Origin of the sequence: Ruegeria sp. AD91A, assembly GCF_003443535.1 — a bacterium.
Classification (GTDB): Bacteria; Pseudomonadota; Alphaproteobacteria; order Rhodobacterales; family Rhodobacteraceae; genus Ruegeria.
The window spans coordinates 2,151,412-2,172,282 of the sequence record NZ_CP031946.1 but is presented as its reverse complement, the minus strand read 5'-3'; the positions used below and the strand labels follow the sequence as shown (position 1 = coordinate 2,172,282).

Annotated in this window: 30 protein-coding genes; 9 read left to right on the top strand and 21 right to left on the bottom strand. The window is 58.0% G+C overall.

Annotation, left to right across the window (positions count from 1 at the left end; translation table 11 throughout):
• Positions 1-6: 6 nt before the first annotated feature.
• Positions 7-492 (top strand): GNAT family N-acetyltransferase, encoded by a 486-nt coding sequence (locus tag D1823_RS10890; RefSeq protein WP_117869927.1) that lies wholly within the window; start codon positions 7-9, stop codon positions 490-492.
• Positions 493-583: 91 nt separating this feature from the next.
• Here the strand turns inward: D1823_RS10890 and D1823_RS10885 are convergent, their stop codons facing one another.
• Complete coding sequence (locus tag D1823_RS10885; RefSeq protein WP_117869926.1) at positions 584-1,393, bottom strand: division plane positioning ATPase MipZ; 810 nt, start codon at positions 1,391-1,393, stop codon at positions 584-586.
• Between the two features lie 217 nt (positions 1,394-1,610).
• Here D1823_RS10885 and D1823_RS10880 point away from each other — a divergent pair, with 217 nt between their 5' ends.
• Complete coding sequence (locus D1823_RS10880; RefSeq protein WP_117869925.1) at positions 1,611-2,498, top strand: AEC family transporter; 888 nt, start codon at positions 1,611-1,613, stop codon at positions 2,496-2,498.
• A 78-nt stretch (positions 2,499-2,576) separates the two neighbouring features.
• Positions 2,577-4,172: an MFS transporter gene (locus D1823_RS10875; protein WP_117869924.1), complete on the top strand. Its 1,596-nt coding sequence runs from the start codon at positions 2,577-2,579 to the stop codon at positions 4,170-4,172.
• Positions 4,173-4,180: 8 nt separating this feature from the next.
• Here the strand turns inward: D1823_RS10875 and D1823_RS10870 are convergent, their stop codons facing one another.
• From D1823_RS10870 to rplS, 3 genes are all read right to left on the bottom strand, one after another.
• Positions 4,181-4,408, bottom strand: coding sequence for a hypothetical protein (locus tag D1823_RS10870; RefSeq protein WP_117869923.1), 228 nt, complete (start codon positions 4,406-4,408; stop codon positions 4,181-4,183).
• A 173-nt stretch (positions 4,409-4,581) separates the two neighbouring features.
• Entirely contained in the window at positions 4,582-4,803 is a 222-nt protein-coding gene (rpmE, locus tag D1823_RS10865) for a 50S ribosomal protein L31 (RefSeq protein WP_050605278.1), read from the bottom strand.
• A gap of 11 nt (positions 4,804-4,814) precedes the next feature.
• Positions 4,815-5,198, bottom strand: coding sequence for a 50S ribosomal protein L19 (rplS, locus tag D1823_RS10860; RefSeq protein WP_117869922.1), 384 nt, complete (start codon positions 5,196-5,198; stop codon positions 4,815-4,817).
• 370 nt (positions 5,199-5,568) lie between these two features.
• Between rplS and D1823_RS10855 the strand changes: the two genes are divergently transcribed.
• Entirely contained in the window at positions 5,569-6,369 is an 801-nt protein-coding gene (locus D1823_RS10855; RefSeq protein ID WP_205511819.1) for a GH25 family lysozyme, read from the top strand.
• Here the strand turns inward: D1823_RS10855 and D1823_RS10850 are convergent.
• The 12 genes from D1823_RS10850 to ffh form a co-directional block, all read right to left on the bottom strand.
• Complete coding sequence (locus D1823_RS10850) at positions 6,366-6,791, bottom strand: hypothetical protein (RefSeq protein WP_117869920.1); 426 nt, start codon at positions 6,789-6,791, stop codon at positions 6,366-6,368. The two genes, D1823_RS10855 and D1823_RS10850, sit on opposite strands and share 4 nt — an antisense overlap.
• Positions 6,792-6,924: 133 nt before the next feature.
• Positions 6,925-7,734: a tRNA (guanosine(37)-N1)-methyltransferase TrmD gene (gene trmD, locus D1823_RS10845; protein ID WP_117869919.1), complete on the bottom strand. Its 810-nt coding sequence runs from the start codon at positions 7,732-7,734 to the stop codon at positions 6,925-6,927.
• Complete coding sequence (locus D1823_RS10840; protein ID WP_117869918.1) at positions 7,731-8,546, bottom strand: hypothetical protein; 816 nt, start codon at positions 8,544-8,546, stop codon at positions 7,731-7,733. The genes trmD and D1823_RS10840 overlap by 4 nt, the downstream gene beginning before the upstream one ends.
• The gene (gene rimM, locus D1823_RS10835) at positions 8,546-9,049 is read right to left on the bottom strand and encodes a ribosome maturation factor RimM (protein WP_117869917.1); all 504 of its coding nucleotides are present in this window, start codon (positions 9,047-9,049) and stop codon (positions 8,546-8,548) included. Before rimM ends, D1823_RS10840 begins: the two co-directional genes overlap by 1 nt.
• The gene (locus tag D1823_RS21910; protein WP_162896811.1) at positions 9,042-9,191 is read right to left on the bottom strand and encodes a hypothetical protein; all 150 of its coding nucleotides are present in this window, start codon (positions 9,189-9,191) and stop codon (positions 9,042-9,044) included. The genes rimM and D1823_RS21910 overlap by 8 nt, the downstream gene beginning before the upstream one ends.
• 6 nt (positions 9,192-9,197) lie before the next feature.
• A complete protein-coding gene (bluB, locus tag D1823_RS10830) occupies positions 9,198-9,833 on the bottom strand; it encodes a 5,6-dimethylbenzimidazole synthase (RefSeq protein ID WP_117869916.1) in 636 nt (211 codons plus the stop codon).
• A gap of 12 nt (positions 9,834-9,845) precedes the next feature.
• Positions 9,846-10,226 carry a 30S ribosomal protein S16 gene (gene rpsP / locus D1823_RS10825; RefSeq protein ID WP_117869915.1) on the bottom strand — a complete coding sequence of 127 codons (381 nt, stop codon included), beginning with the start codon at positions 10,224-10,226 and terminating at the stop codon, positions 9,846-9,848.
• 71 nt (positions 10,227-10,297) lie between these two features.
• Positions 10,298-10,594, bottom strand: a complete 297-nt coding sequence (locus D1823_RS10820) for a chorismate mutase (protein WP_117869914.1) — start codon at positions 10,592-10,594, stop codon at positions 10,298-10,300.
• Entirely contained in the window at positions 10,591-11,130 is a 540-nt protein-coding gene (locus D1823_RS10815) for a GNAT family N-acetyltransferase (protein WP_117869913.1), read from the bottom strand. Before D1823_RS10815 ends, D1823_RS10820 begins: the two co-directional genes overlap by 4 nt.
• Positions 11,127-11,678, bottom strand: coding sequence for a GNAT family N-acetyltransferase (locus D1823_RS10810; protein ID WP_117869912.1), 552 nt, complete (start codon positions 11,676-11,678; stop codon positions 11,127-11,129). The genes D1823_RS10815 and D1823_RS10810 overlap by 4 nt, the downstream gene beginning before the upstream one ends.
• Complete coding sequence (locus D1823_RS10805) at positions 11,675-12,187, bottom strand: GNAT family N-acetyltransferase (protein ID WP_117869911.1); 513 nt, start codon at positions 12,185-12,187, stop codon at positions 11,675-11,677. Before D1823_RS10805 ends, D1823_RS10810 begins: the two co-directional genes overlap by 4 nt.
• 41 nt (positions 12,188-12,228) lie before the next feature.
• Positions 12,229-13,725 (bottom strand): signal recognition particle protein, encoded by a 1,497-nt coding sequence (gene ffh / locus D1823_RS10800; protein ID WP_117869910.1) that lies wholly within the window; start codon positions 13,723-13,725, stop codon positions 12,229-12,231.
• Between the two features lie 251 nt (positions 13,726-13,976).
• Between ffh and D1823_RS10795 the strand changes: the two genes are divergently transcribed.
• Positions 13,977-14,864 (top strand): sulfotransferase domain-containing protein, encoded by an 888-nt coding sequence (locus D1823_RS10795; protein ID WP_117869909.1) that lies wholly within the window; start codon positions 13,977-13,979, stop codon positions 14,862-14,864.
• On the opposite strand, the gene D1823_RS10790 is transcribed toward D1823_RS10795, so the two are convergent.
• Complete coding sequence (locus D1823_RS10790) at positions 14,861-15,385, bottom strand: hypothetical protein (RefSeq protein WP_117869908.1); 525 nt, start codon at positions 15,383-15,385, stop codon at positions 14,861-14,863. The two genes, D1823_RS10795 and D1823_RS10790, sit on opposite strands and share 4 nt — an antisense overlap.
• Positions 15,386-15,492: 107 nt before the next feature.
• Positions 15,493-16,011, bottom strand: coding sequence for a hypothetical protein (locus D1823_RS10785; protein ID WP_117869907.1), 519 nt, complete (start codon positions 16,009-16,011; stop codon positions 15,493-15,495).
• A gap of 89 nt (positions 16,012-16,100) precedes the next feature.
• On the opposite strand from D1823_RS10785, the gene D1823_RS10780 reads away from it, so the two are divergent.
• A complete protein-coding gene (locus tag D1823_RS10780; RefSeq protein WP_117869906.1) occupies positions 16,101-16,631 on the top strand; it encodes a prolyl-tRNA synthetase associated domain-containing protein in 531 nt (176 codons plus the stop codon).
• Here D1823_RS10780 and D1823_RS10775 read toward each other — a convergent pair whose 3' ends face one another.
• Both D1823_RS10775 and D1823_RS10770 read right to left on the bottom strand, forming a co-directional pair.
• Positions 16,632-17,369, bottom strand: coding sequence for an aspartate/glutamate racemase family protein (locus D1823_RS10775; RefSeq protein WP_117872852.1), 738 nt, complete (start codon positions 17,367-17,369; stop codon positions 16,632-16,634).
• 70 nt (positions 17,370-17,439) lie between these two features.
• A complete protein-coding gene (locus D1823_RS10770) occupies positions 17,440-18,021 on the bottom strand; it encodes an FMN-dependent NADH-azoreductase (protein WP_117869905.1) in 582 nt (193 codons plus the stop codon).
• 120 nt (positions 18,022-18,141) lie between these two features.
• Between D1823_RS10770 and D1823_RS10765 the strand changes: the two genes are divergently transcribed.
• The 3 genes from D1823_RS10765 (at position 18,142) to D1823_RS10755 (ending at position 20,471) form a co-directional block, all read left to right on the top strand.
• Positions 18,142-19,020: a LysR family transcriptional regulator gene (locus tag D1823_RS10765; protein WP_117869904.1), complete on the top strand. Its 879-nt coding sequence runs from the start codon at positions 18,142-18,144 to the stop codon at positions 19,018-19,020.
• Positions 19,017-19,931 (top strand): DMT family transporter, encoded by a 915-nt coding sequence (locus tag D1823_RS10760; protein ID WP_117869903.1) that lies wholly within the window; start codon positions 19,017-19,019, stop codon positions 19,929-19,931. The genes D1823_RS10765 and D1823_RS10760 overlap by 4 nt, the downstream gene beginning before the upstream one ends.
• A gap of 126 nt (positions 19,932-20,057) precedes the next feature.
• Positions 20,058-20,471, top strand: coding sequence for a universal stress protein (locus D1823_RS10755; RefSeq protein WP_117869902.1), 414 nt, complete (start codon positions 20,058-20,060; stop codon positions 20,469-20,471).
• Here the strand turns inward: D1823_RS10755 and D1823_RS10750 are convergent.
• Positions 20,468-20,803, bottom strand: coding sequence for a helix-turn-helix transcriptional regulator (locus D1823_RS10750; protein ID WP_117869901.1), 336 nt, complete (start codon positions 20,801-20,803; stop codon positions 20,468-20,470). The genes D1823_RS10755 and D1823_RS10750 overlap by 4 nt on opposite strands.
• Positions 20,804-20,871: the final 68 nt, after the last annotated feature.

The window sequence follows — 20,871 nt, the reverse complement described above, 5'->3', positions numbered from 1 at the left end:
AACTGTATGTGCAATTTTAGAAATGCCCATGCCGCTGATGCGGATCGCTGCTTCGAAATCGAGACCGCGGCCTACGAAGGTGAAGAGGCTGCGACACACGCCAAAATCTGCAGGCGGATTGAGACCTACCCCGATGGCTTTCTGATCCTTGAAGTGGATGGAACGGTCGTTGGCTTTATCAACTGCGGATGCGCTCATGAGGTTGAAATGTCTGACGAGGAGTTCAAGGAACTTATCGGCCACGACCCTGACGCGCCCAATGTGGTCATCATGTCCATTGTCGTAGACCCGACCGAACAAGGCAAGGGCTATTCAAGGTCTCTGATGGATGAGTTTGTCAGGCGAATGCAGCAGATGAACAAGGCAACGATCCATCTGATGTGCAAAGAGCATCACGTGTCGCTTTACGAGAAGCTGGGCTATAGCTATCTGAGACGGTCTGCCTCCGACCACGGAGGAATGGCATGGCATGAGATGAGTATGGGACTTTGAAACAAAACTTACTGTCTCTTAGCTAAACGGACATATGGCCCTCCAAGCGGAACGGCAACTTTGTCCGCAGAGCGGCCGCCGAAACAGCATATCAGAAATCAATCTCCACACCCGGCAGGTTCAGCTCTTTCATCATGTCGCGCAGCTCCTGACGGGCGGCGATGTTCGAGATGTTCAGCTGTTTGACGCCGATGTCCTTGAGGTCCAGCAGGGTCAGGCCACGGGGGAACAGTTCTCGGAAAATAACCCGCTCGGAAAAGCCCGAGGCGACGCGAAAGCCGATGCGCTGCGACAGCATCTCGATCGCGCGCTGCATCTTTTCCTTGTTGACCATGCGTTGTGTACCGACGCGGTTGCGAACGACGACCCAGTCGATGGGCTTTAGTCCAGCCTGCGCCCGCAACTGTCGTGCGTTCCAGACCATCTCGGAATAGACAGAGGGGCCAAGGATCTTCTCACCCTGCGAGTCGATCCGTGCCAACAGGTCGAAATCAATGAAGCTGTCGTTCAGCGGGGTGATCAGTGTGTCGGCCAGCGAATGCGCCACCTGACTGAGCCGAGTATGAGACCCCGGGCAGTCGATCAGAATAAAGTCGCTGTCGCTTTCCAGTTGGGAAACGGCGGCAGACAGGCGATGGTCATAGATATTCTCGCCCGGTTTCAGCGTGGCGGCATCAATCTCGGGCAGGTCGTGATGGCGCGGGCTTGGCAGAGTCAGGTCCGAGCTTTTGAGGAAGTTGTTGCGGTTCTCGAAATAGCGTCCCAGACTGCGTTGACGCAGGTCCAGATCCAAGGTGCTGACCTTGTGCCCCAATCGGGCCAGTGCGGTTGCCACATGCATCGACACGGTCGATTTGCCTGCGCCACCCTTTTCGTTCCCGACCACAATGATATGTGCCATGCTTGTATTCCCAAGTCTCGCCGTGCTTCACTACACGTTGTTGGTGCCCACTATATGTTGTGTCGACCGCGATGAAAAGAACCTCAAGCGGCGCTTTCGGGCAATATCAGACTCTATTTGGGAAAACCTAACGCAGAACACGGGTTACACAGGGCGCTTGCCAATGCAATGACACTGATTCACTGTCGAAAAACGGTTTCGGCTAGGAGAATTCTGCTTGGAGCACCTGTTCCTGAACGTATTGAACGTGGTTCTGCCAGTTCTGATCTGCGCTGGTATTGGCTATGTTCTTGCCGTGATTCAGGCCCCATTTGACAACAAGGTCATTGGCGGGATCGTTTCGAAAGTCGGCTATCCGACACTGATCATTTCTCATTTGTCGACCACCAAACTGGCCGTAGGCACGTTTCTTGACATGATGACCGCCGCTGCCCTTGCGGTGGCCGGTTTCGGTGTTTTGGGGTATGTCGCGCTCAGGAGTCTCCGCTTGCCGGTGCGCGCGTTTCTGACACCATTGATGCACGGCAATGTCGGCAACATTGGCCTGCCGATCACTCTGCTGGCGCTGGGTGATGCAGGTATGGCCTACACCATGGCGTTCGTGGTGGTGGTGCTCATCAGCATCTTTACCGTGGGCATGTGGATTCCCGCCGGAGAATTCTCAGCCAGGAAGCTGGCGACGTCCCCGATTATTTACGCCGTGGGGTTCTCTCTGATCCTGATGGCGACCGGGCAAAGCCTGCCACAACCGGTCGCAAAGTCCTTTGACATCCTTGGTGGGTTGTCGATCCCTCTCATGCTGCTGACACTGGGGCATACTCTTGCGACGTTGCAAGTGAAAAGCCTGGGCCGTGCTGTTCTGCTGACAGCCTTGCATCTGGCGATGGCCGTTGCAATTGCCAGCGTTCTGATCTGGTTGTTTGGTTTTACGGGAGCGCAACGGGGTGCTCTGATCCTGTGTTGCCTGATGCCTTCATCCGTGGCGACTTATCTGTTTATCGACCAGCATGTTCCGGAATACGGGGCTGATGTGGCCGGGTATATTCTTGTCTCCACGCTCAGCACAATCCTGGTGCTGCCGTTTGCCCTGTCCTACTGGATCTGACGCAGCCCTATGCTCAGGGTCAGAAATCGCTAAACTGATGAATAATCGTATCAAACAATCTTGGTTTGCGAGTGCTTAATGGGCGACGAGACCTCGGCAAATGTATCTCCGCAATCCGGCGCCCGCGTGGTGCTGGCCTTGACGGCAATTTGCATGATGGTCGTGGGGTTTAACACCACTGCTGTGACCACCATCTTGCCCAACCTCAAGGCCGAGTTCGATTTGACCCCGTCAGGATTGCAATGGGTGATGGCCGCGTATTCCGTGACCAGCGCGACGCTTGTTTGCATCGTTAGCCGGTTGGGGGACATCACCGGCAAGATGGGTGTTTTTTTCGCTGGCATGATTGTCTTTGCAATCGGGTCAGCCTCGGCCCTGTTTGCTCAGGATGGGGCCATGCTGCTCATCGGGCGCTGCGCGCAAGGTGCAGGCGCGGCGGCGTTGTTTGGCACCTCTTTGTCACTGTTGACGGCAGCCACGCCCGAGGAGCAGCGCGCCAGCGTCACCGGCATCTGGGGCGCGATTGTCGGACTGGCGATTGGTGTAGGGCCTATCGTCGGCGGCGCATTCGGCCACTATGTCAGTTGGCGCGCGGTCTTTGCAGCCGACCTGGTTCTGCTGGCTTTGGCCTTTGCCATCGGTCTGCATGTCAGAAAACGGAAATATGTTCCCGAAACCCGTCTTGCCGACGCAAAGTTCGATTATGCAGGGGCCGTTGCCATACTGTTTTTCCTCGGGCCATTGTCCTTTGCGCTCAGCAATGGGGAAAGCGGTGGGTGGACTTCGCCTCTGACGCTGGTGCCTCTGGGCGTGGCGGCCGTGTCGACAATTGCCCTTGTTATCGTATCCCGCCGCAGCGACGACCCCCTGATCGAGCTTCGGTACTTTCGCCATCCGCGTTATTTGATGGCCGCGGCGGGGATGTTCTTTACCGGCTTCACGCTGTTCTGCTTCTTTGTCTATTTCAATACATTCGTCCAATCGCCCGATGCTTTTGGGTATTCGTCCATCGATGCGGGGCTGGCGATCATGCCGCTCAGCCTCAGCATGTTTGTGATATCTGTCACCGCGCCCCGCTTTCTTGCCCCGTACAGCTTTCAGTGGCCGATCGCGATTGGCCTGGGGGCAATGGCCTGCGGGTTCCTGCTGCTGACGACAACCACGAACACCACGCATTTTTCCGAAATCTGGTGGAAGCTGCTGATCGTCGGGGTCGGGCTGGGCATCTGCTTTTCGCTGTTGCCTCGTCTGGGTCTGCGCCTGTTACCCGAGCAACATGTCGGGCAGGGTTCGGGGGTCATAAACGCCTGTCTCTATTTCGGAGCAACACTTGGCGCCGTGGTCGGAGGTCTGGCTGAAGCAATCACGAAACGCCGCGGTCTGTCCGAGGTGATCGACGCGTTGCCTGCCGGGTCAACCCAGCGCGAGGATCTGGCCCATGCGCTGACACATGGAGCGCCCAGCCAGATACAGCAATTGATCTCGGAGATGGATCCGGCAACGGGAAGTAAATTGGCGAAGGCCCTAAGGGATATGCAGGACAACGCCTTTAACAGTGCCATGATGGTTGCAGCGATCGCGGCGCTGGCCGGGATGACTCTGGCACTCATGCTATTGCGTGGACCAGTTCCCCCTCCCCACAGTGCAGCGGACTTGACGCGCAAACCGCGATAGCCTTGTCCCTAACCTCCGAGGTACACCCCTTTATGAGGACGAAAAAAGACCTTCTGATCGTGCAGCTTGCCCAGAAGTTCGTGAATGCGCCGCAATGTGTCTTCACGGTTGGTCCTGCTGTTCTCTGGTTCGTCCAGTGCAGCTTGTGACAACGAAGCGATCGAACCGCGCAATGCCGTTTCAATCAGATCCATGTCCTCGACCGATAGCTCGATCATGTCGTTGTACTGGGGCATGTCCGGGTCTCCGTGGAAGCTGGGCGTTGGTCACCCGGAGTGTAGCATCACTGAGCCTGTGCCCAAACGCATCTTGTCCGGTTTGTCCGGTGTCGCGTCCATAAGACACATGGAAGCTTACAAAAAAAGGCCGCCCCCAAGGGACGGCCTTTCGAATTCGCAACCAGTCAGACTTAGAAGCCCAGACCTTCGTATTTCTTTTTGAACTTCGACACGCGGCCGCCAGCGTCCATCAGGCGCGACGAGCCACCGGTCCATGCTGGATGCACGGAGGGGTCGATTTCCAGAGCCAGCTGATCGCCTTCGGCGCCCCAGGTGGACTTCATCTGAACCACGGTGCCATCGGTCATTTTGACGTCGATGACGTGATAATCGGGATGGATGTCTTTTTTCATCTTTCCGTTCCTTACGCTTCGGCGCCAGCCTTGGGCTTGTAGTTGGTGACTTCTGCGATACGCGCGGATTTACCACGGCGCGAGCGCAGATAGTACAGTTTGGCGCGGCGAACGCGGCCACGGCGGACAACGGTGATGCTGTCGATGTTGGTCGAATACAGCGGGAACACACGTTCCACGCCTTCGCCAAACGAAATCTTGCGAACGGTGAACGAACCGGCAATGCCATTGCCGTTGTTGCGCGCGATGCAGACGCCTTCATAGTTCTGCACACGGGTGCGCGACCCTTCGGTCACCTTATAGCCGACACGGATGGTGTCACCCGCTTTGAAGTCGGGGATGTCTTTCCCCAGGGCGGCAATCTGTTCCGCCTCAAGCTGTGCGATAAGATCCATCGCAGGTACTCCTATATGCTCGTGGTTGGTCCACGAAGTTTGGGCACGGCCTGAGAGCTCTTGGTCTTCACCGGGTCCTGCATGCAGCCCGCCAGAGGTCAGATCGAATGTTCCTTTGGTCTGGTTTGATCTGACACATCCCCGCCGAAGAAAGCCGAGCTTCAAGCCATGAATCAAACCAAAACACCGGAGTCGCAGAATGCGGCACCGGATTGCGGTCGTTTAAGGGTATTGTGTGCCGGGATCAAGGACAAATCGTATGGCGAAGCAGTGGGAATCCGCCTTTCGAAAATCCCACCGTTGCCACAGCAGTCAGATCAGGCATTCTGAAGGGAATTGAAAGAGCAGAAATTTCAGACAGGACCCCATGATGCGAATTGGACTTATGCTGACGATTGCAGCCGCTTTGCTTATGTCGTGTGGACGCGGCGGCCCGAAACCGCAGGTCGTGGAGCCCACGCCGGGCGTGGACAGGACAGCACCGTCCGTAATCTATCCTGATTTTGGTGACGCCGATCCACATGACTGGGAGGGCCGTCACCCTGGCTTGTATCCGATCCACGGGCTTGACGTCTCGCGCTGGCAGGGACCGATAGACTGGCGCACGGCCAAAGCTTCGGGCGTAAGCTTTGCGTTTCTGAAAGCAACCGAAGGCGGCGATGTGGCGGATCCATTATTCGACGACCACAGGCGCGGTGCTCAGGCAGCGGGCGTGCCGTGGGGGGCTTATCACTACTATTATTTCTGCCGATCGGCCCGGGAACAGGCACGTTGGTTCATTCAGAACGTCCCGAAAGGGGCAGATCTGCCGCATGTTCTTGACATGGAGTGGACGCCGCATTCCAAGACCTGCACGTTGCGGCCCGATGGCAGAACTGTCCGCGCCGAAGCGCAGCGCTTTTTGGACATTCTCGAACGGCATTATGGTCGGCGTCCGATCGTCTACACGACAGTGGATTTCTTTGCGGATACGGATATCGGGCGTTTGCCCAAAACCGAGTTCTGGTTGCGATCCGTCGCAGGCCATCCGCGTCAGGTCTATCCCCGCACGGTCTGGCGGTTTTGGCAATACACCGGCACCGGGCTGGTGCCGGGGGTTCAGGGTAGGGTGGACATCAACACGTTCAACGGCACCCCAGAGACTTGGGCCAGCTGGAAAGCGCGGCGCTAGTTTTGTGATGTTCCGTAGGTTTCGATAGTGCCGCCCCCGACCAGGTGGTCCAGCCGCCGTTCGCGTTCATCACCAAAGGCGTTTCGCACCCAGAACGACTCACCCGCGGTCAGTTCGCGCCGCTCGAAACCGCGTGCGCGTAGGCAGCGATCAACCTGATCGATTTCGCCCTGTTGCCGCAGCTCGTCCTGAAATGGCGCGGTGACGGCAGGCCCGATGATGATGCCCCAAAGCAGGATATTGGTTGCATAACCGCCGATTACGGCGCTGTTGCCGCCCTCGTCAGCTTCCTGAGAGCAGGAATCAACGGCAACCTTCGCAGAGTGCAGATTATGACCGGCTTGCGTCGGAACGGACATCCCAAGCGGTTTGGTGGTACAGGCGGAGGCAACCAATAAAGTGCCAAGCAGTAGCTTTTTCATAGTAACTTCAGTTTCACTTCTTTTTATCCCAAACCCCATGGAACCTAAGAGCGAATACATTGAGGTGTGATCAACTACAACTGGCAATCTGACAAACCTAGAACCTTCGGCAACCCGGCCACATCATGCGGGCTTAGTCCTGAGATTCGGAGTTGGTTTTGACATACTCTGCCCAGATATCAGGGCGCCGTTCGCGCGTGATTTCTTCTGCCATTTTATGGCGCCACCCCGCGATCCGGCCATGATGGCCCGACATCAGAATCTCGGGGATCGGGTGTCCTTTCCAATCTGCCGGACGGGTATATTGGGGGTGCTCCAGCAGACCCGAGGCAAAACTTTCCTCTTCGGTCGAAGCCTGATTTCCAAGAACTCCGGGAATCAGCCGTACTGTGGCATCAATCAGGGCTTGTGCCGCAATTTCGCCGCCGGTCATGACGAAATCACCCAACGACACCTCTTGCACGCCAAAATGTTCCAAAACGCGCTCGTCCACGCCTTCAAAACGACCGCACAGAAGGGTAATGCCGTCACAACGGGCAAGATTCTGCATCATGCGCTGATCCATGCGGCGCCCGCGCGGGCTGAGGTAGATCAGCGGCCAGTTCCCTTGAACACCTGCCATCGCATGCTCGATCGCGTCACCCAGAACATCGGCCCGCAGAACCATTCCGGCGCCACCCCCGGCCGGGGTGTCATCAACGTTGCGATGTTTGCCTATACCGAACTGTCGCAGATCCACTGTTTCCAGTTGCCATAGCCCTTCCTGCAAGGCCTTGCCTGTCAGGCTTTCGCCAAGAACACCGGGAAAGGCGGACGGGAACAGAGTGATGATCTTGGTTTTCCAGACCCCGTGCAGGTCAGGACTCGGCGTCATCAGCTCGCGTGGTTTCAGGGCAGGACGGATTGCCTTACGGCCATGGGATCTGCTGGGTTTCTCTGTCATGTCTGGCGGGCCAGTTCGTTCTGTGCGGAGTGAATCAGTGCTTTCTTCTGGGCGATCATGGCGGTTTCGTCCAGCGAGGAACGGTTCAGAGCCAGGATTTCCAGCAGCACATCGTCGGAAAATGCAGGCGTGCTATGTGCAGGCCCGACAAGCTGTGCCGATTGTTCGGGCGGCAGGTTCAGAAATGCGGCCAACGGCGCACCTGCACCAAAGCGGTGGTTCTGCAACGCCTCCATCCATTCCGTTCGGACTGTGACAGACGGCAGCCGGTTCCTGACGGCGTCGGCGGTTTCCTGAAGGGATGGCAAATGGGCAAGGTCGGTCGAAAAAGTGTCCAAGTCCTGCACCATGCGTGATTTCTGCAAGTCATGGGCCCACAGGCTCCGCAGCCATTGATCGCGGTTGCGCAAGGACATGTAGATCGTGATGTCGGTCTTGTTGCCCAGGAACCGACGCCGAACGACGCTGACCAGAGTTTCCGCCAGTTCCGGTGCGGCCCCGTAACCTTCATGCTTATTCCTGCTGGGGCGCAAGCCTGCGAAGTTTTCTTCGCTCAGGATCAACCCCCGGTATGCACCGAAGTGCAGCTTGTCGAGAAACGCGTGCAGGTGACTCCCAAAACCCGCCAGGGTTGCATCCAGCCGATAAAGCGAATGACGCGTGGCCATCTCGCTTAAGCCGCAGTTGCGTGTTTTATAGGGAAGAACCAATGCGAAGCGGGGCCAGATCAGTTTCCGGTTTTCATGAAGGAAGGACTGTGCTGCGGTCATGCCTGTCTTGTGCAGGCCCAGATGCAACAGGACCCGACGCATCAGATCAGGCCTTCGGGCGGGTCGGCTACGATACGGCCTTGCTCCAAGTCCACTGTGGGTACAACTTGCATCGTGAAAGGTAGCAAAACCGTGGTTTTCAAGCCCGGCCCGTGCAATTCCAACAAGTCTGTCGCTCCATGGTTCTGCACGGATTTGACCTTGCCCAAAAGGGTGCCGCCGGTGTCATAGACGTCCAGCCCGATCAGATCGTTGTGGTAGAACTCGTCATCGGGCAGCGAAGGCAACTGGTCGCGCCTCGCAAAAAGGCGCAAACCATTCAGGGCATCCGCCTGTTCCTTGGTCTCAACGCCACCAAGGCGGGCCGCGAACCCGTTCTTGATCGTGCGCGTCAATACCACCGGATAACGTTCTTTGCCCGCTTCATCGGTCAGCGGCGAATAGGCCTCGATATCTTCGGGAACGGCGCAAAAACTCTTCAGTCGCACCTCACCTCGCACGCCATAAGACCCCGCAACTCTGCCGACGCAGATCAGATCACTCATTGGCTGCCCCTGTCGTCAAACATATCCCGTTTCTCCATTCGCCAAGCCCATTGCAGGCTTCGCGCTGGTTGTTGCGCTCAAAGAACACGCCTACAATAAAGGCGATCAGCAGCAGAATGGGAAGTCGTATCAATCCGAACATGAGGTCTTACCGTGTTTCGATCATCAGGCCCTGTGCCCGGTTTTCCCAGCCGACCTGTTCCAGTTCAGGCATGTCCGACATCTGCTCTGGCCTGCCAACACAGAAATAACCAATCAGACGCCAGGTCTCGGGAGCATTCAGATCGCGCATCATCTGGTCGGGATCCAGTATAGAAACCCAACCCAGCCCCAGCCCTTCCACGCGAAGTGAAAGCCAGAACAGGGTGATCGCGGACACGACAGAATAGCGCCGCATCTCGGGCATCGTACCGGCGCCAAGTCCCAGTCCCTTTTCGGTGCCGTCGTCGCAGAAGACGGCTAGCTGCACAGGCGCTTCTTGCATCCCGGACAGCTTCAGGCTGCTGTACAGCTGCGCCTTGTCACCCGAGTACCCAGCCAAAGCGTGGTCATTGGCGGTTCGAAAATTCTTCAGCGCTGCGGCCCGAGCCGCTTCGCTTTCGACGCGGATCACGCGCCAGGGTTCGCTGAGCCCCACCGAAGGGGCCAGTCGAAATGCGTCGAGGCAGCGCGCCAGCACTGCCTCGTCAATCGCCTCGGAGCGGAACCGGCGCACATCACGCCGGAGCCGCAACAACAGGTCGAACTGCGTGCGAAAATCGTCAGAAAAAGTTTGATCTTGCACGCGTCCGCCTGCTTATTCTTCTGCGGCGGCTTCTTCAGCCGGTGCAGCAGCCGCTTCAGCCGCCTTTGCCGCCTTTTCTTCCGCGCGCTCCTGGGCTTTCTTGCCCGGGGTGCCCTTGTTGGGGTTGTTGCGCTCTGCCTTACCTTTGGCACCGGCTGCTTCCAGCATACGAGCGATACGGTCGGTGGGCTGTGCGCCCTGATCCAGCCAGTACTGGATGCGCTCCATGTTCATTTTCACGCGCTCTTCGCTGTCTTTCGGCAGCAGCGGGTTGTAGGTGCCCAGTTTCTCGATGAAACGGCCATCGCGAGGCATACGGCTGTCAGCCGCAACGATGCGATAGAAGGGACGTTTTTTCGAGCCGCCGCGGGCGAGACGAATTTTCATTGCCATGGTGGTATCTCCTTTGAATGGCGTATCCGGCGTGGGTGCCGGTTAGTTCTGGTGTTTGTTGAACCGGAGGTTCACTCTTGATGCTTCCGGTGGTGTCGGATGACTTCCTGAATGATGAAGTTCAGGAAAGCCTTGGCGAAGTCGGGATCCAGATCGGCTTCATTCGCCAGGTCTTCTAACCGTGCGATCTGCGCAGCTTCGCGCGAGGGATCGGACGGGGGAAGGTCGTGTGCGGCCTTGAGCTTGCCAACGGCCTGCGTGTGCTTGAACCGCTCGCCCAGCGTATAGACGAGGATCGCGTCCAGTCGGTCGATGCTTTCGCGATGCTCTTTCAACAGCGTGGCAGCCTGTGTCACGGGGTTGGTCATTGGCCGGTCCTCTCGGTGGTCAAGTCTATCTGCGGGTGGCGCCAGATCTGAGCGTGCTTGCCCAGAAGTTCGGCATTCTCAAGCTCAAGCGTGGCACCAAGCCGTTCAGCCAAGGCGCGCGAACGATCATTGGCATGAGCTATGTATGAGATCACGCCGTTCAGGCCCTGATGTCGTGCAGCGTACGCGCGCGCAGCCTGGGCGGCTTCAAAGGCCAGCCCTTTACCTTCGGCTTCTTCCAGCAAGGTCCAGCCCAATTCCGGTTCCGCCCAGCCCGGCACGTAGATCATTCCGGCCCAGCCAACGAATGCCCCGCCAGCCTTTTCGGTCAGGTGCCAAAGGCCATAACCTCGCAGCGCCCAATGACCCAGTCGGTTCGACAATGAGTTCCAACATTCGAACGCATCCCTGGGGCCACCCACCATATGGCTGCGCTCGGTTGCGAAGAACACGGTCATCGCGGGCAGGTCATCCAGATGCGGGGCGCGCAGGATCAGGCGTTCGGTTTCAATGGTGGGGATGGTGAAAGAGGTCATGCGTAAGCCTCCATTCCGCCATTCACCAGATCCGAGGGTGCCGGGTGCCGCCAGATTTCGGACTTTCCGAACTTGGGGTGGTCATAGTGATACTCGAACTGCGCGCCCAGACGCTTGGCCACGGCCTTGCTGGCGTGATTGTCCAGGTCGATCAGTGAGATCGCGGTTTCCCAACTCAATACATCATAGGCATAGGTGCGTGCAGTCAGCGCGGCCTCGGTCGCATAACCTTTGCCGGTGGCATGGTTCAACAGGGTCCAACCTATCTCGGGTTCCGGCCAGCCTTCTGGAAACCAAAGTCCGATCCGCCCGACATAGGTGCCGGTGTCCTTTTCATCGACGCTCCAATACCCATAGCCGCGCATGGCCCAGTGACCCAGCAGCGAGGCAACCACCCGCCATACCTCATCCTTGCGCAGAGGACCGCCGACGAACTTCGCGGCTTCGCTGGCAAAGAAGGCAGTGTCCGCGTTGACATCAGCCTCGGACGGCGCGCGCATGATCAGGCGTTCGGTTTCCAGCGTCGGGATTGGCATCGCGAATGTCATTCCTGCCCCTCGCTGTACCGCCAGACATGCTGGGTTGGTCCAAAGGTGCTTTCTGCATTGGCATCACGCGCTGCGCCCAGTCGTTGTGCAAGCGCGTTCGAACGGGTGTTGGATTGCGAAACGTAGCTTACAAACTGCCCGGATCCGAGCAGGTCAAATCCGAAATCACGTACGGCGGCGCATGCCTCGGTGGCAAAGCCCTGCATGCGGTGTTCAGCGCTGAACATATAGCCAAGTTCCGGTTCGTGATCGTCCCATTCCAGGCCCAGAACGACGAAGCCAATTGCGCGATCATCACCCTTGAGCGTGACCGAGAACAGCCCGTGACCATGCAGAAGCCAGCCCGAGGTATAATAGGAAAACTCGGTCCACGCGTCTTGCGCGGTATCACCAAAGCTGTCGTTGCAGATCGACGTCCACACCGGCAGGTCGTCCAGGGTGGGCACACGCAGAACCAGCCGCCGGGTCTGAATGACCGGCAGGGCTGCGCGATATTGCGCTGCTGCCATCGCCGCCTTTCCGGACGGGGGCTGGGTGCAGCGTGCTGGCGTCACTTTTTCTTTCCGAACCCGCTTAGGCCCTGTGGCAGACCCATGCCGCCGGCCAGACCGGGCATCTTGCCGCCCATGGCCTTGGCCGCCTGCTCCAACGCTTTGGGATCCATTCCTGCGGCCATGTCCTCGGGGCTGGGGCCGCCTTTGCCGAACATGCCTTTCATGGCCTGTTTCAGCATTTTGCCTTTGCCCATCTTGCCCATCTTCTTCATCATGTCCGACATCTGCCGGTGCATCTTGAGCAGCTTGTTGAGGTCGCTGACCTCCATCCCGGAACCCGCCGCGATGCGCTTTTTGCGGCTGGCTTGCAGCAGTTGCGGGTTGGCGCGTTCGCGCTTGGTCATGGATTGGATCATGGCGATCTGCTGGCGCAGAATCCTGTCGTCCAGTCCGGCCTGATCCATCTGTTTGGCCATCTTGCCCATGCCCGGCATCATGCCCATCATGCCCTGCATGCCACCCATCTGGATCATCTGTTCCAGCTGCATTTTCAGGTCGTTCATGTTGAACTGACCCTTGACCATGCGCTTCATCATGCGCTCGGTCTGTTCCATCTCCATCGTTTCCTGGGCTTTTTCGACCAGGGCAACAATGTCGCCCATGCCCAGAATACGACCGGCAATCCGGTCCGGCTCGAAAGTTTCGAGCGCGTCCATCTTCTCGCCCAGACCGACGAAGCGGATCGGTTTGCCGGTCACGGCGCGCATCGACAGTGCCGCACCGCCGCGCCCGTCACCGTCCATCCGTGTCAGGACCACGCCCGAGATACCGACCTTGGCGTCAAACTCCTCGGCCACCTCGACGGCGACCTGACCGGTCAGGCCGTCGACGACCAGCAGCGTCTCACGCGGGTCGACCACGTTGCGGACCTGCTCGACCTCGTTCATCAGAACCTCGTCGATATGCAGACGACCCGCGGTATCCAGCATATAGACGTCGTAGCCGCCCAGCGTCGCCTGTTGCTTGGCGCGCTTGGCAATGTCTACCGGTTTCTGGCCCGGCACGATCGGCAGAGTGTCTACACCAACCTGCGTGCCCAGAACGGCCAACTGATCCATCGCCGCCGGGCGATAGACGTCCAGCGAGGCCATCAGGACCTTCTTGCCCTCTTTCTCTTTCAGGCGTTTGGCAAGCTTGCCGGTGGTCGTCGTTTTACCAGAGCCCTGCAAGCCGACCATCAGGATCGGCGCGGGCGGGTTGTCGATCTTCAGCGCACCCGGGTCTTCCTCGCCACGCAGGGTGTCAACCAAAGCGTCATGCACGATCTTGACGACCTGCTGGCCGGGTGTGATCGACTTGGTAACAGCCTGACCGGTCGCCTGTTCCTGCACCTTCTTGACGAATTCCCTTGCAACCGGCAGCGAGACGTCAGCCTCCAGCAGGGCAACCCGCACTTCGCGCAGGGCGGTTTTGACGTCTTCCTCGGACAGGGCGCCCTGTTTGGTCAGCCGGTCGAAGACACCAGAGAGGCGTTCGGATAGATTTTCAAACATGCCTTCGGCCTCCTTAGCCGGTTATCTCGTGGCGCTTCTTAGATAAGAAACACCGGTTAAATGCACAATTGCCCCCACGGGCGAAACTCGCTGGTGGGGGGCGATCCCTGAACGACTCAAGGGACCGGAAGATCAGACGCTTCCGGATGTTGTGGCGTCATCTACGCCGATGGACTGCCCGAGTCAAGGTGGGCCCTAGGTAAACGCACCGCGCGTGGTGTAATCTGGATGTACCAAGTCCAGGGGGCGCTATGAAGGACAATCTTCCGCAAAGAACGAACGAGTATGTCGGACAAGTCACCAACACAGACATCTGGTCCAGTTTCGATATCCGCCCAGACGATATCTTTGTCTGCACACCGCCCAAGTGTGGAACAACATGGACGCAGACGCTGGTTCGGATGCTGATCACCGGTAGAGCGGATCCTGCAGTTTATGACAACAAGGTCTCGCCATGGTTGGACGCTGGATTCAGGGATCAGGAAGAACAAGCCTCTCAGTTGGAGGCGCAGACGCATCGGCGCTGCATCAAGACTCATACGCCTTTGGACGGGATCACTTATTCACCAGATGCGACTTATCTTGTGGTGCATCGCCACCCGGTTGACGTGCATTTCTCGCTTCGAAATCATGTTGCCAATATGAAGGAAGACTGGCTGGACTATCTGTTTCCCGATGATTTGTCCGAGGCGTTTGCGATGTTTCTGGAACGGCCCGCATCGTCCAAGGGCACGGATGATCTGTCTCTCAGATCGATCATTCATCACTTTCGATCCTTCTGGGGTTACCGGCAGCTGCCCAATATTCACTTTCTGCACTATGCAGAACTCAGTCGTGACCTGCCGGGTCAGGTGGCCCGGATAGCCCGGATTTCAGATATCAATATCGATCCAAAACTGGTCAACGATATCGCCGAGGCAGGCAGCTTCGGTTCGATGAAAAACAATGCCGAACGCGCGGCACAAGCGCCGGGCTTCCAAACTGTCTTCCACGACTACGCGCAGTTCTTTGCCTCAGGAACCAGCGAGAAATGGGAAGGCAAGTTAACGGCGGAAGACATGGGGCGTTACGGTGCCTGTATGTCCGAGTTAGTTTCACCCGAGGAACGCTTGTGGCTGGAACGCGGCTTGGCCCCTTAACCCGCCCCGACTTCACGACGGTCTTGCCCGAGCTTCGATGGAAGCCAGTCATTTACGGCATCAGCCAACCGATGAGAACCAGACCCGCTGGAAAATGCTTCGACAATGGGATGGCGACCGGCGCTCATCCCTTTCTCAAGAACAAGGACCGGGCGATACAGCGTCGAGGTGCCGTTTTTGCCGCGGGATGTCGTGCTTTCGACTTCAGCGTGGGACAGGTTGGACAGCGTGTGTTCAACCGCTTCATAGCCAAAGACGGATTGGCGGCGGATCAGGATACTGTCCTTCCTCCTGTCCAGAATGATCTGAACCCGTCTTACAAAAGCGCAAAAGGCACCAAAGCCAAGACCACCTCCGCCCAGGGCGAAGATCAGGCCGAACCAGATGCCTTCGCCGCCCGTGCTCATCAGGAAAATACCGGAACCGACAAAGGCCAGAATGAAAATGACCAGCATGATACCGATGAACCAGGGCGTATTGGCGATGATCAGTTGGTTCGGGGTGTCTCGGGTCACTTTCATGGCGGTACGCTAGCACCGTTCCAACATCCTGTTCCAGTTTGATTTGCCCGCGCCTTGCGCGAATGGAATCGCAAACAGGCAGGCACCAAGACCGCATCTCCTTGATTTCAGGCAGAGCGGGTGCCGGGGTCACCTCCACGTGCAGCAAGCCAGTCATTGACCGTGCCGGTGATGCGTTCGGCACAGGTTCCGGTCGAAAAAGCTTGGATGATCGGATGACGACCCGCACTCATACCCTTGTCCAGCAACAGAACCGGACGATGACGGCTTGCGAACAACCATGCGGGCTTGTTCAGTATGGTTTCAACTTCTGCATTGGACAGGTCGGACAGAGCGTGCTCTATAGCTGCATATCCGAAGATGGATTTCTGACGGATCACCAACGTGCCCTTGGTCCGGTCAAATATTACCTGAACGCGCCTCACCAGCAGGTGAAAGCTCCATAAACCCATAGCGCCACCAAAGATGATCATGCTCAACCCGTACCAGAAAGCCGACCCGCCAGCCCATGTCAGCAAAAGGCCAAGCGCTGCAAAAATCAGGGTATTCAAAGCAAACAGAATTCCGAAGAACCAAGGGGTATCGCTGAGGATCAGCTGTTGGGGTGTGTTGCGCGCGACTTTCATTCGGACAGGCTATCACCCGGGCGATTGTATGTCCCGCGCTTGAATTCCAAGCCTTGGTGCGCGATGAGCAGTCTAAACAGGAGGGTTTCGTGGACGCTTCATCTGCCTATCAGGACACACTGCCGCTGAGCTCCGACGCATTGTTGACGCGGATGGCTGGCTGGGGCTTGACCTATCGCCTGCATACCCATGCGCCTTTGCGTACGGTTGAGGATGCCAAGGCGGTTGAAGACCAGTTCATGGTGCCGGGAGAGTACGCGCTTCGGGTCAAGAACCTGTATCTGCGAGACAAGAAAAAGCGCAACTATCTGGTGACCTTGGAGCAAAGCCGCGAGATTGATCTTAAGGCGCTGGGGGCCGAGCTGGGCATTGGCAACCTGTCCTTTGGCTCGGCGGACCGTCTGTTCCAGAACCTAGGCATACGTCCCGGCGCGGTCAGCCCGCTGGCGATGATCAACGGAGTTCAGAATGATGTACGGTTCTTCATGGATGCGGCGGCAAAACAGGCCGAGGTGATTTACATGCACCCCCTTGTCAACGACCGCACCGTGGCCCTGAAGCGGGCAGATATGATGGCCTTCTTCGATCGCATCGGGTGCGAGGTCACCTGGTTGCCCTGATTACATCAGCGCCTCTTTCAGTGCGGCGGCAACATGCGCGGCTGACGGGTTGACGAACAGGTGTCGGTCAGCCTCGAACACCGGATCGTCCAGGTGGTTCGGAAAAGCCAGTGGAAGCTCGGTACAGGCCAGCAGAATCGCGGTTCCGGGGCTGGCGTACTTGTCGCAAAAGGCCAGTAGTCGGGCCCGGGCCGCGTCGGATGCGCCGCCGTAGAAGTCACTGTCGATCATGGCCTGCATCTTGGAAATCTCGGGTTCGGGCAACCGTTCATTTGCGGCAATGCCTTCGGCGTCCAGACGATCCGCATAGTTGGTGGCCTGCATCGTCACAGCTGTTCCCAAGACCAGAGCCTTGGACGCGCCAGTTCCTGCAGTGGCTTCGGCGGTCGCGTCAAAGATGCTGAGGATTGGCATCGAGACACTCTGCCGTATCGCGTGAAGCCGCGCATGGGGGGTGTTGGACGCGATGATGCCGAAATCGCACCCGGCGCGTTCGAGAGTCAGCAGGGCGTCGCGGAACACCGCGTCAAAATCCGCCCAGCTTGCCTCATCCCCGACAACACCACGAAGGGCACGTGTCCTGGCCTGCGTGACGGATTCGATGGTCATCGGAGGGATTGGCAAAGGCGAGCCGTGACCACGTTCAGCGAAATAACGCCCGGCCCCTTCGGCAATGGCCCTGTAATAGTCGACGGTCGAGGCCCAGCCCACGCCACCCAGAATACCTATTTTTTTCATGCGCCCCGTCCAGTCTGCCTGTTTGCTGACCGGCAGACTGGACGTTTTAACGCCTATTGACCAGAGGCGATCAGGCTGCAAGCTCCGCCACTGCCTTGCGGGCATTTTCCAGCGCCGCATCCGGGTTCACGGCCATCTGATCCGCGGCGATGACGTCGACGTCATGAATGCCGATAAAACCCAGAACGTGGCGCGCGTAATTGGTGGCGAAATCAGCTTCGGACCCGACAGGAACACCGCCCGATGCGATGGCCAGAATGGCACGCTTCCCTTCCAGCAGGCCTTTGGGGCCGTTTTCCGTGTAGGAAAAGGTCAGACCCGCGCGGGCAACCAGGTCTATCCACGCCTTGAACGCCGCGGGGACCGAGAAGTTATAGATCGGCAGGCCGATGACGATGGTGTCGGCGTCTTGCAATTCGGAAACCAGTTCGTCCGACAGGGCCAGCCGGTCGCGCTGTACGTCGTCGCGCTGGTCGGCGGGGGTAAAATTGGCGGCGATCCAGTCTTCCGTCAGCAGGGGCAGGGGGGTGGCCAGATCACGACGGATGATGCGTTCTGCGCCCAGTTGCTTGACCACGCGGTCGGACAGATCGCGGGTGGTCGAATTCACGCGGCGGGCAGAAGAGTCGATATGAAGGATAGTTTTAGCCATTGTTCAGGTCCTTTGGGTCACGGAAATCTTGTCCTGCCGCCAATATGATTATTGCGTTTGCGAACGAAACTCGGATACATCAACAGTTATTGTTGGAAATTGCACAGTGATGACATTGCCATGGACAATTGGGATGAAGTGAGAACCGCCTATCAGGTGGCACGCATGGGTACGGTCAGCGGCGCGGCAGAGGTTCTGGGTGTTCACCATGCCACCGTGATCCGTCACATCGATGCGATCGAGTCGCGTTTGGGTGTCAAACTGTTTCAGCGTCATGCGCGGGGATACACACCCACCGAAGCAGGCGACGATCTGCTGCGTGTGGCGCAGGCTACCGAAGATCAGTTCAATCAGCTTGTCGGCCGGATGAAGGGTCGCGGAGACGACGTCTCGGGTGAATTGGTCGTGACATCTCTGGGGTCTCTTGCGCCGTTGGTCGTGCCAACGCTCACCGCGTTTCAAAAGATGCATCCGGACCTGATCGTGCGATACCTGACCGGCGACCGGCTGTTCCGGCTGGAATATGGCGAGGCGCATGTGGCGATCCGCGCCGGATCGGCTCCCGATCAACCCGACAATGTTGTCCAACCGTTCCGGCAAGAGGAAGTCGGCCTTTATGCCAGTACCTCGTACGTCAAACGGTTCGGCAGGCCATCCGGCATCGAGGATTTCGGAAACTATCACTTCGTCAGTTCTGACGATGAGACCAGCCGCGCGCCGTTCACCCGCTGGCTGCGCGCGACGGTACCTGCCGATCGCATCACCTTCCGCTGTACCAACAACTTCTGCATGCGCGAGGCCGTTCTGGCCGGTGCAGGCATCGGTTTCATGGCCCGTTGGGAGGCCGCCCGCCACGACAATCTGGTCGAGGTGATTGATCCGCTCCCGGAATGGTTCGGCAATCTTTGGCTGGTGACCCACGTGGATTTGCATCGCACCACCAAGGTGCAGGCGTTCCTGAGCTATCTGAAAGAAGAAGCCAAAGGCTGGCAGCCATGAATCCGCAGATGCGTGGCCATCTGGCCATGCTGACCTTCTCAGCCCTTGTTGCGGGCAGCTTTTCGCTGGGGTCCATGATCGCCAACGAGATTGCCCCGGCCGCTCTGAACGCGGTGCGCTTTGCGATTGCCGCTGCGGTGATTGGTTTGGCCGCGCTTGCAACAACCGGCCTGCCACGCAGCGCCGCGCAGGCGCCTTGGCGTTATCTGGTACTTGGGGGTCTATTCGCCACCTATTTCGTCCTGATGTTTTATGGGCTGCAAACCGCGCCGCCTGTCAGTGCGGCCGCGGTATTCACTTTGACACCAGTTGTTTCTGCCATGGCGGGGTGGGTCTTGTTGCGCCAGATCACAACGCCGCGCATGGCGCTGGCACTGACCATCGGTGCGGTGGGCGCGCTGTGGGTGATCTTTCGGGCCGACTGGCAGATGTTCCGTGCCTTTGAAATCGGTGGGGGCGAGATCATCTATTTCTGGGGCTGCGTCGCCCACGCGATTTATACGCCCACGATCCGCAAGCTGAACCGAGGAGAGCCCGCCGTGGTCTTTACCTTCGGTACGCTGGTCGCCGGGTGCCTGTTGTTGGTCGTGCTCGGCTGGTCTGACCTGATGGCCACCGATTGGGCTGCGCTTCCGGCCATTGTCTGGATCGGCTTGTTCTATATTTCGTTCTTTGCAACGGCAGCCAGCTTCGTGTTGGTGCAGTTTTCTTCCCTGCGGCTGCCGTCGGCCAAGGTCATGGCCTATACCTACCTAGTTCCCAGCTGGGTCATTTTGTGGGAGATTGCGCTGGGCAAAGGCGTGCCACCCGGTTTGATCCTGGGTGGTGTGGCGCTGACAATCATCGCTTTGCTTATGCTGTTGAAAGAGGAAATCCCGCCCTCGGTGCCAGTTCGCCGCGTCATGGAATAAGGCCCATCTTCTCGGGCGGAACCGGGCGAATCCAAGATACATCCCAGAGATAGATTTTGTTGAGCCAGATCAAGGCGCCCTTGCGGCACCTCCATTAGCTTCGTCAGCAAGCTAAAGGAGGAGATCATGTTCAAACACATCATGTTGCCGATTGACCGGCATCTACCGCCCGAGGTTCGCAAAGCGGCCGATGTCGCTGCACAAGTTGCAAAATGGCAGGGGGCTAAAATTACTCTGGTCAGCGTCACCGGGGCCCATATGGGTGAATCCTCGGAAACCGAAGCTGAGATCGACAAGGAATTGGCGGAGTTCACCGAACAGTTGGCTGCTGAGAGTGGATCCGACGTTTCCATGCGCAAGGTGCATTCGGTCGACGTCGCCGCCGAAGTGGACAGCGATCTGACCCGTGCTGCGGAGGAGATTGGCGCAGATCTGGTCATTGTCGGCACCCACGCACCCCGGATCACCGACTACATCTTCTCGAGCCACGCCGGTTATCTGGCGAAACACGCCAGCATGTCGGTTTTTGTGGTGCGTTAGGCCTCGTCCGACCTCGGCAGTTCAATTTCTAGAAACCGTTCGAACGCGTCCAGATTGACGGGTTCGAATTGCCCGAACCCCTGCATCCAGACCGAAGCGGCGCGCAAGGCGTCAGGTTCGAGTTTGCACCACTTTACCCGCCCGTGTTTTTCCTGACTGATCAGACCTGCCTTGGTCAGTATCACCAAGTGTTTGGAAATCGCGGCCAGCGACATCTCGAACGGTTCGGCCACATCTGTCACGGCCATATCATCCTCCAGCAGCATCGCCAGGATAGCGCGGCGGGTGGGGTCGGCGAGGGCTGCAAAGACTGTGTCGAGATCGTTGGACATGTGTCCGCTCAACCATAGCCGTCGGGATTGGTCAACCATTTGGTTGAATATGGAGATTCAGGGCTCTG

Excerpts from the sequence above, each read along its gene's own strand:
- D1823_RS10890 (WP_117869927.1), top strand. The coding sequence starts at position 7 with ATGTGCAATTTTAGAAATGCCCATGCCGCTGATGCGGATCGCTGCTTC.
- D1823_RS10885 (WP_117869926.1), bottom strand. The coding sequence starts at position 1,393 with ATGGCACATATCATTGTGGTCGGGAACGAAAAGGGTGGCGCAGGCAAA.
- D1823_RS10875 (WP_117869924.1), top strand. The coding sequence starts at position 2,577 with ATGGGCGACGAGACCTCGGCAAATGTATCTCCGCAATCCGGCGCCCGC.
- D1823_RS10870 (WP_117869923.1), bottom strand. The coding sequence starts at position 4,408 with ATGCCCCAGTACAACGACATGATCGAGCTATCGGTCGAGGACATGGAT.
- rpmE (WP_050605278.1), bottom strand. The coding sequence starts at position 4,803 with ATGAAAAAAGACATCCATCCCGATTATCACGTCATCGACGTCAAAATG.
- rplS (WP_117869922.1), bottom strand. The coding sequence starts at position 5,198 with ATGGATCTTATCGCACAGCTTGAGGCGGAACAGATTGCCGCCCTGGGG.
- D1823_RS10855 (WP_205511819.1), top strand. The coding sequence starts at position 5,569 with ATGCGAATTGGACTTATGCTGACGATTGCAGCCGCTTTGCTTATGTCG.
- D1823_RS10850 (WP_117869920.1), bottom strand. The coding sequence starts at position 6,791 with ATGAAAAAGCTACTGCTTGGCACTTTATTGGTTGCCTCCGCCTGTACC.
- trmD (WP_117869919.1), bottom strand. The coding sequence starts at position 7,734 with ATGACAGAGAAACCCAGCAGATCCCATGGCCGTAAGGCAATCCGTCCT.
- D1823_RS10840 (WP_117869918.1), bottom strand. The coding sequence starts at position 8,546 with ATGCGTCGGGTCCTGTTGCATCTGGGCCTGCACAAGACAGGCATGACC.
- rimM (WP_117869917.1), bottom strand. The coding sequence starts at position 9,049 with ATGAGTGATCTGATCTGCGTCGGCAGAGTTGCGGGGTCTTATGGCGTG.
- D1823_RS21910 (WP_162896811.1), bottom strand. The coding sequence starts at position 9,191 with ATGTTCGGATTGATACGACTTCCCATTCTGCTGCTGATCGCCTTTATT.
- rpsP (WP_117869915.1), bottom strand. The coding sequence starts at position 10,226 with ATGGCAATGAAAATTCGTCTCGCCCGCGGCGGCTCGAAAAAACGTCCC.
- D1823_RS10820 (WP_117869914.1), bottom strand. The coding sequence starts at position 10,594 with ATGACCAACCCCGTGACACAGGCTGCCACGCTGTTGAAAGAGCATCGC.
- D1823_RS10815 (WP_117869913.1), bottom strand. The coding sequence starts at position 11,130 with ATGACCTCTTTCACCATCCCCACCATTGAAACCGAACGCCTGATCCTG.
- D1823_RS10810 (WP_117869912.1), bottom strand. The coding sequence starts at position 11,678 with ATGACATTCGCGATGCCAATCCCGACGCTGGAAACCGAACGCCTGATC.
- D1823_RS10805 (WP_117869911.1), bottom strand. The coding sequence starts at position 12,187 with ATGGCAGCAGCGCAATATCGCGCAGCCCTGCCGGTCATTCAGACCCGG.
- ffh (WP_117869910.1), bottom strand. The coding sequence starts at position 13,725 with ATGTTTGAAAATCTATCCGAACGCCTCTCTGGTGTCTTCGACCGGCTG.
- D1823_RS10795 (WP_117869909.1), top strand. The coding sequence starts at position 13,977 with ATGAAGGACAATCTTCCGCAAAGAACGAACGAGTATGTCGGACAAGTC.
- D1823_RS10790 (WP_117869908.1), bottom strand. The coding sequence starts at position 15,385 with ATGAAAGTGACCCGAGACACCCCGAACCAACTGATCATCGCCAATACG.
- D1823_RS10785 (WP_117869907.1), bottom strand. The coding sequence starts at position 16,011 with ATGAAAGTCGCGCGCAACACACCCCAACAGCTGATCCTCAGCGATACC.
- D1823_RS10775 (WP_117872852.1), bottom strand. The coding sequence starts at position 17,369 with ATGAAAAAAATAGGTATTCTGGGTGGCGTGGGCTGGGCCTCGACCGTC.
- D1823_RS10770 (WP_117869905.1), bottom strand. The coding sequence starts at position 18,021 with ATGGCTAAAACTATCCTTCATATCGACTCTTCTGCCCGCCGCGTGAAT.
- D1823_RS10765 (WP_117869904.1), top strand. The coding sequence starts at position 18,142 with ATGGACAATTGGGATGAAGTGAGAACCGCCTATCAGGTGGCACGCATG.
- D1823_RS10760 (WP_117869903.1), top strand. The coding sequence starts at position 19,017 with ATGAATCCGCAGATGCGTGGCCATCTGGCCATGCTGACCTTCTCAGCC.
- D1823_RS10755 (WP_117869902.1), top strand. The coding sequence starts at position 20,058 with ATGTTCAAACACATCATGTTGCCGATTGACCGGCATCTACCGCCCGAG.
- D1823_RS10750 (WP_117869901.1), bottom strand. The coding sequence starts at position 20,803 with ATGTCCAACGATCTCGACACAGTCTTTGCAGCCCTCGCCGACCCCACC.